Source organism: Streptomyces sp. Tu6071 (assembly GCF_000213055.1).
Classification (GTDB): Bacteria; Actinomycetota; Actinomycetes; order Streptomycetales; family Streptomycetaceae; genus Streptomyces; species Streptomyces evansiae.
Genome location: NZ_CM001165.1, coordinates 995573 through 1007164 on the forward strand (window position 1 = coordinate 995573; position 11592 = coordinate 1007164).

Sequence of the window (11592 nt, forward strand, 5' to 3'; positions counted from 1 at the left end):
CCGGGGCTACGAAAACGTAACGACCGGGGCGGCGGCTCAGCCCGTCCGCGCGTCGCCCCCCGTGGCCCGTACGCGCTCCAGGAGGCGCGAGGCACCCACCGGGAGGTCCCACAGGTCCTCGCGGGGGCGCCCGGCCGCGTGCCAGGCGGCGCGGGTGCGCAGGAGCGGTTCGAGCACGGGCTCGGAGGAGAGCAGGAAGGTGCCCCAGTGCATGGGGGCCATCCGGGCGGCGCCGAGGTCGTCCGCGGCGCGTACCGCCTCCTCGGGGTCGCAGTGCACGTCCCCCAGGCACCAGCGCGGGTCGTAGGCGCCGACCGGGAGGAGCGCGAGGTCGATGCCGGGCAGGCGGCGGCCGATCTCGGCGAACGCGGGGCCGTAGCCCGTGTCCCCCGCGAAGTACAGGCGCGGCCCGCCGCCGGGGGCGGTGAGGACCCAGCCGCACCACAGGCTGCGGCACGTGTCGGCGAGGCCGCGCTTGGACCAGTGGTGCGCCGGTACGCAGTCGAAGCGGACGCCGTCCAGGACGGCGGCCTCCCACCAGTCCAGCTCGGTGACCCTCGTGAAGTGGCGCCGCCTGAACCACGGGGCGAGCCCGGCGGGGCAGAAGACGGGGGTGGTGCGGGGCAGGCGGCGCATCGTGGGGGCGTCGAGGTGGTCGTAGTGGTTGTGGCTCAGGACGACCGCGTCGACATGGCCGAGCGAGGCCCACGGCACGCCGACCGGGGTGATGCGGGCGGGGGTGCCGAGGATGCGGCGCGACCACACGGGGTCCGTGAGGACGGTGAGCCCGCCGATCCGCACGACGAAGCTCGCGTGCCCCGCCCACGTGACCGCGAGTTCACCCGCGCGCGGGACCGGCGGCGGCGCGGGCGCGCACGGAATGCGCGGCACGTCCACGAGCCCGGCGGGTCCCGGCCGCACGGCGCCCTCGCGGACGAGCCGCGCGTACTCCCGGATACCGGGCAGCGGCGCGCTGAGCCGGTCGCTGAAGTCCCGCGGCCAGACCCGGCGCTCGCCGAGCGGCCGGGGCTCGGGCAACGGGGGGTGGTCCACCGGGCGGGCCGGGGCACCGTGGGACGACGGCCGGGGGCTGAGCGGGGCGGGCGTCACAGCGGCCCCTCGCCACGGCCGGCCAGCGTCCCGGCCGACCCGGCCACCGTCCCAGCCACCCCGGACGACCCGGCCACCCCGGCAACCCCGGACGACCCGGCCACCGGGCCGGCTGCCGACCCCGACGGCACGGCCACAAGCGCCGTCCCCGTCGACTCGGCCACCATCCCGGCCACCCCGGTCCCGGAACCGCCCCCCGAGCGCCGCGTACTTGCCCCCGCGCCGAGCGGCCCCTCCTCCCCCACACCCGCGCGCACACGTTTCGCGGGACCACCGCCCGCCGGCCGCCCCACCGCGCCCGGCCACCTCCCCCCGCCCCAGCACCAGACGGCCGACCTCGCGCGGGGGCCCACGTTCATTCCGCTCCCTCCACGGTGCGGCCACCGGTGCCGGTGCCGGTACCCGCGTCCGTGCCTGTGCCTGTGTCTCTGCTGTCTCTGCCTGCGTGCGTCGCTGTTCCCGTGCCGTCCTGCCGGTGCCCCGTTCCCGGGGCGTGCGGCGGCTCCGTCGCGGCGAGGTCGCGCAGGACGGCTTCGAACATGCTCAGGGCCCGGCGCGGGTCCGGCAACGCGAGGGGGTCCGGGGAGGTGAGGGCGGGCTCGCGCGCGGCGGGTGAAGGGCCGAGGAGTCCCGCGGTCGGCATGCGGACGCGGAGCGCGGGGAGCGGGTCGCCGAAGCGGTGGCCGCCGTGCACGGGGAAGGGGAGCCGCGCGTTGAGGTCCGCTTCGAGGTCGACGGCGTCGAGTACGCCGCGCGCGGCCAGCGCCTCGCGGAAGGGGCCGAGGTCGACGAGGAGGGAGCGCCCGGCGCGCGGCGGCAGCGCGAACGCTCCCGCGGCCGTGGCGCGCGCGTGGGCCGCGCGGGCGACGAGGCCGTGCGCGCGGGCGATCGCGCGGGCCCGCGCGCGCAGCTCCGGCGGTTCCGCGAGGGCGCGCGCGGCGGGCGCGCGGAGCGGTCCGGCGGGGCGGGCGCCCGCCGCGGTGAGGGCGTCGGCGGTACGGGCGCGCAGCGTGAGGCCGGCGGGGGTGGCGGGGAAACGGGCCAGGGCGAGCGGCCAGTCGGCGGGGAGCAGCGCCCCGGCGAGGTCGGTGAGGACGACGACGTCGTCCGGGTGGGCACGCGCGGGGCTCAGGACGAGGGGGTGGTGCGGGGAGTGCGGGGTGTCGCGCAGGCTCTCGTCGACGACGACGGTGAGGCCGCAGCCGGCCGCCGCTTCGAGGGCCGCGTCGACCGCCTCGGGCTCGGGCACGGTCCCGGTCGGGTCGTCGACGACGCCGAGCACGAGGACGCGCGGGTCGCCGCCCTCGCGGAGCACCCGCCGTACGGTCTCCATGAGCGCGTACGGGTCGGGGACGCCCCCGTACTCCGCGGGGGTGGGCACGGGGTGCGCGGCGCGCCCGAGCAGCCGCGCCTGCGGCAGCCACCAGGCGGCGCAGGGACGCGGGACGAGGATGTCGCCGCCCCTGGCCGCGAGCAGGGCCAGCAACAGGGCACCCCCGCCGGGCGCGAGGAGCACCCCCTCCGGACCGGTCTCCAGGCCCCGTCGCGCCCAGTACCCGCAAGCGGCGGCGACGACGTCGCCGTCCCCCGCCGTCTCCCCGAGCCGTCCGCTCAGCTCCGCCGGCGCCGCGAATCCGGCCACGGCGTACGACGGCTCCAGGAACCCGGGATCGCGCCCACCTCGACTGCCCACGCCCCCACTGTGCCGCGCGGGCCCCCTCCCCGCGCGGGGAGCCGTCCGGCGGCGCGGGGACGGGCCGTCCCCGTGTACGGCCGGAGTGGCCCCGTACCGCCGGGACCGGCCGCCGGTCGCCTCACCTCGCGCGCGCGACCCGCCGTTCGTCCCACACCGGCTCGGGGGTCTCGCGGACGCGGCCGTCCTCGCCGAAGACGAGGTAGCGGTCGAAGGCGCGCGCGAACCAGCGGTCGTGCGTGACGGCGAGGACGGTGCCCTCGAAGGCTTCCAGGCCCTCCTGGAGCGCTTCGGCGCTCTCCAGGTCCAGGTTGTCCGTCGGCTCGTCGAGGAGGAGCGCGGTCACGCCCTCCAGTTCGAGCAGGAGGATCTGGAAGCGGGCCTGCTGGCCGCCGGAGAGGCGTTCGTAGCGCTGCTCGGCCTGCCCCGTCAGCTCGTAGCGCCGCAGTCGTGACATCGCGGCGCCCCGGTCCTTCGCGTGCTCGCTCCACAGGATGTCGAGGAGCGTGCGGCCCTCCAGCTCGGGGTGCGCGTGGGTCTGCGCGAAGTGCCCGGGTACGACGCGGGCGCCGAGCTTCCAGGCGCCCGTGTGAGCGACGTCCTCGCCCGCGAGGAGGCGCAGGAAGTGCGATTTGCCCGAGCCGTTGGAGCCGAGCACCGCGACGCGCTCGCCGAAGAACACCTCCAGGTCGAAGGGCTTCATGAGGCCCGTGAGTTCGAGCTTCTCGCATGTCACCGAGCGCACCCCGGTCCGCCCGCCGCGCAGCCGCATCGTGATCTCCTGCTTGCGCGGCGGCTCGGGCGGCGGCCCCGCCTCCTCGAACTTGCGCAGCCGCGTCTGCGCCGCCGCGTAGCGGGAGGCCATCGCGTCGCTGTTCTTCGCGTACTGGCGCATGTCCAGAACGAGTTTCTTGAGCTGCGCGTGCTTCTCGTCCCAGCGGCGGCGCAGCTCCTCGTACCGCTCGAAGCGCTCCTTGCGCGCCTCGTGGTACGTCGCGAAACCGGTGCCGTGCGTCCACACCTCGGCGCCGTCCGGGCCCGGTTCGACGCTGATGATGCGCCGCGCCGAGCGGTTGAGGAGTTCGCGGTCGTGGCTCACGAAGAGGACCGTCTTACGGGTCTGTTCGAGCTGTTCCTCCAGCCAGCGCTTGCCCGGCACGTCCAGGTAGTTGTCCGGCTCGTCGAGGAGGAGGACGGCGTCCGGGCCGCGCAGGAGCGCTTCGAGGACGAGCCGTTTCTGCTCGCCGCCCGAGAGCGTGCGGACCTGGCGCCACTGGGCCTGCTCGTAGGGGATGCCGAGGGCCGCGACCGTGCACACGTCCCACAGCGTCTCGGCCTCGTAGCCGCGCGCCTCCGCCCAGTCCGAGAGGGCCTGCGCGTAGGCGAGCTGGGCGGCCTCGTCGTCGACGGTCATGATCGCGTGCTCGGCCTTGTCGACAGCGCGCGCGGCCTCGCGGACGCGGGGTTGCGCGACGGAGACGAGCAGGTCGCGCACGGTGGACTCGTCGCGGACGGAGCCGACGAACTGCGGCATCACGCCGAGCCCGCCGCTCGACGTGACCGCGCCGCCGTGCGGCTGGAGTTCACCGGAGAGCAGGCGCAGGAGCGTCGTCTTGCCCGCCCCGTTGGGACCCACGAGCGCGGCGACGACGCCCTCGCCGATGCGGAAGGACACGTCCCCGAGCAGCGGCCTCCCGTCGGGAAGGAAGTACTCCACGTGCCCTGCTTCGAGATGTCCCATGCCGCGCATTGTCCGCGTCCGTCCGGGTGCCGGGCAAACTCATTTCGGTCGCCGCGCGCAGGTCGTCAGGGGTGAGGCGGGGCGGCCGGGGTACGTGTGCGCCATGACCGCAGACGTCACCTCATCGCCCTGGCGGGACCGGCTCACCTCGCTCGACTCCACCGTCTTCCGTATCGCCGCGAGCCACCGCTGGCCCGGCGCCGAGCAGGTGCTCCCCCGGCTGAGCCGGTCCGCCAACCACGGCGTGCTGTGGTTCGCGGCGGGCGCCGGGCTCTACGCGACGCGCTCCCCGCGCGCCCGCCGCGCCGCCGTGCGCGGCCTCGTCTCGCTGGGGCTCGCCTCGGCGACCGTCAACACGATCGGCAAGCGCGCGGTCCGCCGCGCCCGGCCGCTGCGCGACGCGGTGCCGCTCGTGCGGCAGCTCAAGCGCCAGCCGCTCACGACCTCGTTCCCCTCGGGGCACGCCGCGTCCGCCGCCGCCTTCGCGGCCGGGGTGACGCTGGAGTCGCGGGCGCTGGGCGCGCTCGTCGCCCCCGTCGCCTTCTCCGTCGCCGCCTCGCGCGTCTACACCGGGGTCCACTACCCGAGCGACGTCCTCGCGGGCGCCGCGCTCGGGGTCGGCGCGGCGCTCGCCGTCCGGGGCCTGGTGCCGACGCGCGACCAGATGCCGGTGCCCGCGCGCCTCACCGTGGGCGCGCCCCGGCTGCCGCGCGGGGCCGGGCTCGTCGTCGTCGTGAACAGGGGCGCCGGCTCGCCCGACCGCGTACGGAGCCTGCGCGACGCGCTGCCCGAGGCGGAGGTCGTCGAGTGCGAGGGACCGGCGCTCGCCGACGAGCTGGAGAAGGCCGCGCGGCGGGCGAAGGCGCTCGGCATCAGCGGCGGTGACGGCTCGATCAACACGGCGGCGGGGGTCGCCCTGCGGCACGAGCTCCCGCTCGTCGTCCTGCCGGGCGGGACGCTCAACCACTTCGCGTACGACCTGGGGATAGAGGATGTGCGGGACGCCTACCGGGCCGTCGAGCTGGGCGAGGCGGTCCTCGTGGACGTGGGGCGCTGGCGCACCGAGTGCCGCGACTCCGAGGACGGCTGGGTCTCGGGGTTCTTCCTCAACACCTTCAGCCTCGGCGTGTACCCGGAGCTGGTCCAGGAGCGCGAGAAGTGGTCCGGCAGGCTCGGCGGCCGGCTCGCCGACGTGGCGGCGGCCGTGCACGTCCTGCGCCGCGACCGCCCGCTCCTCGCGGACATCGGCGGCCACCGCGAACCGCTGTGGCTCCTCTTCGCGGGCAACGGCCTCTACGGCCGCCCGGGGCTCACGGCGGGCCGCCGCACCGACCTGGCCGACGGCCTCCTGGACGTCCGGACGGTACGCGGCGGGGGCCGCCCCTCGGCCCGCCTCCTCGGCGCGGCCCTCGCCGGTCCCCTCACCCGCTCTCCCTTCCACGCCGCGCGCCGCCTGCACCGCCTGCGCGTCACGGGCATCGAACCGGGGACGCCGCTGGCGCACGACGGCGAGGTGGCGGAGGCGGGCAGCGTCGTCGAACTGGACAAGCTGCACGAGGCGCTGACGGTGTACCGGCCGATAGTGGTGTGAGCGCGGCCCCTCGGTCCCGGAAGGCTTCACGTCCGCATCGCGAGACGCCCGTCTCACCAAGCGACATGCGGCGTAGCGTGAACGCACCGAATCCTCCGGGACCGAAGGAGTTCCGTCATGCCGGAAACCGCTGAGACCCCCGCCGAAACCGCCGTCTACACGCACGGCCACCACGAGTCCGTGCTGCGCTCGCACAGTTGGCGCACCGCCGAGAACTCGGCCGCCTACCTGCTGCCGCACCTCAAGCCGCACATGCGCGTGCTCGACCTGGGCTGCGGGCCCGGGACGATCACGGCGGACCTCGCCGCGCTCGTCCCGCAGGGCCACGTCACGGGGATCGACGCCTCGGAAGGGGTGCTCGCCAAGGCGGCGGCGGAGGCGGAGCGGCGCGGGCTCGCGAACGTGGGCTTCACGGCCGGGGACGGGCACGCGCTCGCGTACCCCGACGACACCTTCTGCGTCGCGCACGCCCACCAAGTGCTCCAGCACGTGGGCGATCCGGTGGGCGTGCTGCGCGAATTGCGGCGGGTCGTGAAGCCGGGCGGCATCGTGGCGGTACGGGACGCGGACTACGCGGCGATGACGTGGTACCCCGAGGTGCCGGAGCTCGACGACTGGCTCGACCTGTACGAGCGCGTGGCGCGCGGCAACGGCGGGGAGCCGGACGCGGGGCGGCGGCTGCGCGCCTGGGCGCACGAGGCGGGCTTCACCGATGTCGCCTCGTCGGCGGACACGTGGTGCTACGCGGCGCCGGACGAGGTGGCCTGGTGGAGCGGGCTGTGGGCGGACCGCACGCTCGCCTCGGCGTACGCGGAGCGCGCGACGAGCGGCGGGCACGCGGACGCCGCCGGGCTCGAAGCGATCTCGGCGGCGTGGCGGGAGTGGGGACGGAGCCCGGACGCGTGGTTCGGGGTGCTGCACGGGGAGATCCTGTGCCGGGTCTGAGCCGGGGCGGGATCAGGCCCGGGGACGGGCGTTCGCTGGCTGGCTGAGAGCGCGGGCGGCCCGTCCCGGGGCTGAGGGCGACGGGGGCCCGGCACAGGGGGCCTCGCGGGGGCGGCGGGACCGCGTCGGCTCCGTACCCCCGTGGTACCGCCGCCGACGCGCCCCGCGCGAGCCGCCGCCGTCAGTTCACCAGCATCCGCACCGAGGCCGTGATCGCGTCCGCGTCGATGCCCGCCGCGGCGAGGCTCTGCGCGGGGGTCGCGGAGCCGGGCATGTTGCGGACCGCGAGGCGGACCAGGCGCGGGGCGGGGCGGCCGTCGTCGAAGGCGGACGCGACGGCGTCGCCGATGCCGCCCTCGGGGTGGTGGTCCTCGACGGTGAGCAGGCAGCCGGTCTCCTCGGCGGCCTTCCACAGCGTCTCGCGGTCCACGGGCTTGACCGAGTACAGGTCCACGACCCGGACGGCGACGCCCTCGGCGGCGAGCCGGTCGGCCGCGGCCAGGGCCTCGTGGAGGGTCTGCCCGGCGGCGACGACCGTGAGCCGGTCCTCGCTGCTGGAGCGGAGCGTCTTCGAGCCGCCGACCGGGAACTCCTCGTCGGGCCCGTAGACGACCGCGTTGGCGCCGCGCGTGGTGCGCAGGTAGGAGATGCCCTCGATGTCGGCCATCGCCGCGGTCAGGTGCGCGGCGGCGTTGGCGTCGGCCGGGTAGAGGACCGTCGAACCGTGCACGGCGCGCATCATCGCGAGGTCCTCGACGCCCATCTGCGAGGGCCCGTCCTCGCCGATCGCGACGCCCGAGTGCGAGCCGCACAACGCGAGGCTGACCTGGCTGACCGCCGCCATGCGGATGAAGTCGTGGGCGCGCGTGAGGAAGGCCGCGAAGCTCGCGGCGAAGGGCCGCCAGCCGCGCGCCGCCATCCCGACGGCCGCGCCGACCATCTGCTGCTCGGCGATGTACATCTCGAAGTACCGCTCGGGGTGCTCCTTCGAGAAGAACTCGGCACGGGTCGAGTCGCCGACCTCACCGTCGAGGACGACGACGTCGCGGCGGGCGGTGCCCAGCGCGGTGAGCGCCTTGCCGAAGGCGTCGCGCGTCGCGACCTCGTCGCCGCCCTTGTCCCAGCGCGGCAGGTCGAGCGCGGCGGGGGCCGGGTTGCGCTGGCCGGCGGAGCCCTTCGGCTTCTGGACGGAGACGCGGATGTCGCGTACGCCGCCGAGTTCGGCGATGGCGCCCTCGGGGTCCTTGAGCGGCTTGCCGTGCAGGCCCTCGTGGTCGGCGGCGGCGCGTACGCCCTGCCCCTTGATGGTGCGGGCGAGGATCACGGTGGGCTCGCCGCGCGTGGACTCGGCCTCGCGGTAGGCGGCGTCGATCTCGTGGACGTCGTGGCCGTCGATCTCGATGGTGTGCCAGCCGAACGCCCGGAAGCGGCGCGCGTAGGAGTCCAGGTCGTGGCCGTGCCGCGTGGGGCCGCGCTGACCGAGCCGGTTGACGTCGATGATCGCGGTGAGGCGGTCGAGGTGGAGCGCGCCCGCGGCCTCGGCCGCCTCCCACACGGAGCCCTCGGCGATCTCGCTGTCCCCGCACAGGACCCACACCCTGCTGTCGGTACGGTCCAGATCACGCGCGGTGAGCGCGAGGCCCACGCCGACCGGGAGGCCCTGGCCGAGCGAGCCCGTCGCGACGTCGACCCAGGGGATGCGCGGGGTGGGGTGCCCGTCGAGGCGGCTGTCCTCCTCGCGGAAGGTGAGCAGTTCCGCGTCGCTGACGGCGCCTGCCGCCTTGAACGCGGCGTAGAGGACCGGTGAGGCATGGCCCTTGGAGAGCACGAAGCGGTCGTTCGTCGCCAGGTCGGGGGCGTCGAAGTCGTAGTGCAGGTGCCGGGCGAAGAGCACGGCGACGAGATCCGCCGCGGACATCGACGAGGTCGCGTGCCCGGAACCAGCGGCGTCGGTCGCTCGCACCGAGTCCACCCGCAACTGCTGACCGAGTTCCGCGAGGGCGTCGAGGTTCTCCGGGTCGAGCGGCGTGGCGGTGCCGGTTTCACTCGGCATGGTGACTCCTTTCGTACGCTGTCGTACGCGGGGTGCACGGGTCGTGCACGAGCGCGGCTCTTCGGGTCCCCGGGGGTACGCCGGGCAAACGTGCGCCCGGGGCGTTTCTCCCAGTTCTCCCAGTATGGAAAGGGACGCGGCATCGCGCGCGGCGAGCGGGCCGGGACCGGGACAGCGGCCTGCGGCCGGAAACGATCACCTCGGGCGGGCGCGCCAACTAGGCTCGGCCCATGGAGATTCTGGGTACCACGCTCCGTGTCTGTGTCGATGACCTGGACCGCACGGTCCCGTTCTACGAACGCCTCGTCGGCCGGCCCGCCGAGCGTTTCGACCGCGGGAACGTCTCGGTGGCCGCCGTGGGCTGCTTCCTGCTGATGAGCGGCCCGGCGGCCGAGATCGAGGTGCTGCGACAGGTACGGGCGACGCTCGCCGTCCCCGACGTGGAGGAGGCGGCCGTCGCGCTCCTGGCCTCGGGCGGGCGCGTGCTGGCGGGTCCGATCGGCTCCCCGGCGGGGCGCACGCTGGTGGCGCTGCACCAGGACGGGAGCATTTTCGAGTACGCGGACCGGGGTGGGGCGGGCGGGACGCCGGCGGGGTGAGGTGACGGTGGCGTGGTGGGGAGGACGGAGCGGTCACGGTGGCTCACGGGGCGGGGCGCCGGCCCACCCGCTCACTCCCCCCGCCGCCCCGCCCCGTAGGCCGCGCTGACCGCCACCCCCCGGTCCTCGTCCCGCGTGAGCGCGAGCAGGAGCCGCGTCGCGGCGTCGCCGGGGATGTCCGCGAGGGCCTGGGCGATCCGCCGCCTCGCCGCCGCGCCCGCGCCCCCGGGCTCCAGCCCCTCGGCGAGCAGCCCGACGACACGGTCCCCCATCCCACCCCCCTCCCCCGCCAGGCGGCTCAGCGCGTCCGCCGCGTCCACGTCGTGGCGCCCCGCGACGACCATCGCCACCAGCGCGGGCACCGCCTCCGTGTGCCCCCGCGCCCCCAGCGCGAGGGCCGCGTGGTCGCGGACCTCCGCGTCGGCGTGCCCGAGGGCCCGCCGCAGCAGCGCCGTCACCCCGGTGTCGGCGTCGGCGTCCGCGTCGGCCGGGAGCGCCGCGAGGGAGCGCGCCGCGCGTTCCCGCACCTCCGCCGCCGGGGAGTCGAGGCCCCGGGCCAGCGGCGCGAGCGCGCTCCCGTCCGTCCGGGCGAGCGCCCAGCGCAGCGCTCCCGCCACGTACGGGTCCGGCTCGCGCAGCACCGCGTCCGCGAGCGCCTCCGCCGGTACGGGGCCGCCCTCGGCGGCGAGCGCGGCGCGCTGCCTGTCGTCCGCGTTCCACGCGCCGAGCGCCCGGAGCAGCGCCGCGCCGCGCAGGACGTCGTCCCAGTCGGCCGGTCCGGCGGCTCTGAGGCGGTCGAGCCTCGTGAGCAGTTCGGTCTCCGCGGCGATGCGCTCCCGGGTCCGCCGGGCGAGTTCCTCGACGAGGCGCGCGGGCGCGAAGTCCGGGTCGTCGAGCGCGCGCCCCACCTCGCGCAGGGACAGGCCGAGCGAGCGGAGGCTCTCGACGTGGAAGACGCGCCGCACGTCGTCGGCCCCGTACTCCCGGTAGCCGGAGCCGGTACGGCCGCGCGGGCGCACGAGGCCGAGCGCCTCGTAGTGCCGGAGCATGCGGGCGCTGACCCCGGACCGCCGCGCCAGCTCACCGATCAGCACCGTCCACCGCTCCTCCCGGCCGCCGTGGCCGTCGTCATGCCTCCCCGCTTCCGGGCGCCCGAGCGCCCGAGCGCCCGGCGGCCGTTACCGCTCTTCCCGCCCCGCCGGGCCGTCCGGTCCCAGCGCGATGACACGTTTCACCGCCTCGATCGCCGAGGCGAAGCCGAGCGAGGGGTCCCGTCGCAGCCGTTCCGTGGCCAGGGCGTGCGCGCGCACCTCCGGGTCGGCGGCCCTCTCCCGCTCCGCGAGGACCGGCAGCGCCGCCCCGCCGAGCGCGATCAGTGCCCGGCTCAGGCTGAGCCGCACGTCGGGGTCGCCCCGTCCGAGCTGTGCCGACAACGCTACGGCCAGCGCGGCCTCCCCGCCCTCGGGGACGAGCACCACGGCCGCGCGCCACGCGGCGCGGGCCACCTCGTCGTCCGGGTCGCCCAGCAAGGCGGGCGTGATCGCCTCCCACGTGCCCGGCGCGGCGATCTTCGAGAGCGTGTGCAGGGCCTGGGCACGCGCCTGCGCGGGCTCCGCGCGCGAGGCGGCGACGAGCAGCGGCACGGTCGCCGTCTCCGGGTGCCGGATCAGCGCCCACGTCAGCATCTCCCGTACGCCGAACTCCGGCTCGACCGCGCACCGCGCCACGAGCGTGCCGACGTACGCCGGGTCGGGGTCCGTACCCGCCGCGAGCGCCGCCCGCAGCCGTACGGACCCGTCGTCGCTCGCCAGCGCCCGCAGGACCCGCGTCGTGTACGGCACCGCTTCCGGCATGGCCATG

General features: G+C 76.3%; 9 protein-coding genes. 3 read left to right on the plus strand and 6 right to left on the minus strand.

The genetic code is table 11. The annotated features are described in order from the left end of the window. Positions 1-36: 36 nt before the first annotated feature. The 3 genes from STTU_RS04155 to STTU_RS04170 form a co-directional block, all read right to left on the minus strand. Positions 37-1110 (minus strand): MBL fold metallo-hydrolase, encoded by a 1074-nt coding sequence (locus tag STTU_RS04155; protein ID WP_043254083.1) that lies wholly within the window; start codon positions 1108-1110, stop codon positions 37-39. Positions 1111-1465: 355 nt separating this feature from the next. Then, on the minus strand, positions 1466-2803 hold the full coding sequence (locus STTU_RS04165) for an aminotransferase class I/II-fold pyridoxal phosphate-dependent enzyme (protein WP_007820110.1): 1338 nt from the start codon (positions 2801-2803) through the stop codon (positions 1466-1468). A 121-nt stretch (positions 2804-2924) separates the two neighbouring features. Continuing rightward, positions 2925-4544: an ABC-F family ATP-binding cassette domain-containing protein gene (locus tag STTU_RS04170; protein WP_007820111.1), complete on the minus strand. Its 1620-nt coding sequence runs from the start codon at positions 4542-4544 to the stop codon at positions 2925-2927. A gap of 103 nt (positions 4545-4647) precedes the next feature. Between STTU_RS04170 and STTU_RS04175 the strand changes: the two genes are divergently transcribed. Beyond that, positions 4648-6135 carry a bifunctional phosphatase PAP2/diacylglycerol kinase family protein gene (locus STTU_RS04175; protein ID WP_043254088.1) on the plus strand — a complete coding sequence of 496 codons (1488 nt, stop codon included), beginning with the start codon at positions 4648-4650 and terminating at the stop codon, positions 6133-6135. A gap of 117 nt (positions 6136-6252) precedes the next feature. Further along, on the plus strand, positions 6253-7080 hold the full coding sequence (locus STTU_RS04180) for a class I SAM-dependent methyltransferase (protein ID WP_007820113.1): 828 nt from the start codon (positions 6253-6255) through the stop codon (positions 7078-7080). Positions 7081-7261: 181 nt separating this feature from the next. On the opposite strand, the gene STTU_RS04185 is transcribed toward STTU_RS04180, so the two are convergent. Then, positions 7262-9133, minus strand: coding sequence for a transketolase (locus tag STTU_RS04185; protein ID WP_007820114.1), 1872 nt, complete (start codon positions 9131-9133; stop codon positions 7262-7264). 230 nt (positions 9134-9363) lie between these two features. Between STTU_RS04185 and STTU_RS04190 the strand changes: the two genes are divergently transcribed. After that, complete coding sequence (locus STTU_RS04190) at positions 9364-9732, plus strand: VOC family protein (RefSeq protein ID WP_007820115.1); 369 nt, start codon at positions 9364-9366, stop codon at positions 9730-9732. Positions 9733-9803: 71 nt separating this feature from the next. On the opposite strand, the gene STTU_RS04195 is transcribed toward STTU_RS04190, so the two are convergent. Beyond that, complete coding sequence (locus tag STTU_RS04195; protein ID WP_007820118.1) at positions 9804-10826, minus strand: MerR family transcriptional regulator; 1023 nt, start codon at positions 10824-10826, stop codon at positions 9804-9806. An 84-nt stretch (positions 10827-10910) separates the two neighbouring features. Then, on the minus strand, positions 10911-11591 hold the full coding sequence (locus tag STTU_RS04200) for a HEAT repeat domain-containing protein (protein WP_043254090.1): 681 nt from the start codon (positions 11589-11591) through the stop codon (positions 10911-10913). Position 11592: the final 1 nt, after the last annotated feature.

Excerpts from the sequence above, each read along its gene's own strand:
- STTU_RS04170 (WP_007820111.1), bottom strand. The coding sequence starts at position 4,544 with ATGGGACATCTCGAAGCAGGGCACGTGGAGTACTTCCTTCCCGACGGG.
- STTU_RS04175 (WP_043254088.1), top strand. The coding sequence starts at position 4,648 with ATGACCGCAGACGTCACCTCATCGCCCTGGCGGGACCGGCTCACCTCG.
- STTU_RS04180 (WP_007820113.1), top strand. The coding sequence starts at position 6,253 with ATGCCGGAAACCGCTGAGACCCCCGCCGAAACCGCCGTCTACACGCAC.
- STTU_RS04185 (WP_007820114.1), bottom strand. The coding sequence starts at position 9,133 with ATGCCGAGTGAAACCGGCACCGCCACGCCGCTCGACCCGGAGAACCTC.
- STTU_RS04190 (WP_007820115.1), top strand. The coding sequence starts at position 9,364 with ATGGAGATTCTGGGTACCACGCTCCGTGTCTGTGTCGATGACCTGGAC.
- STTU_RS04200 (WP_043254090.1), bottom strand. The coding sequence starts at position 11,591 with ATGGCCATGCCGGAAGCGGTGCCGTACACGACGCGGGTCCTGCGGGCG.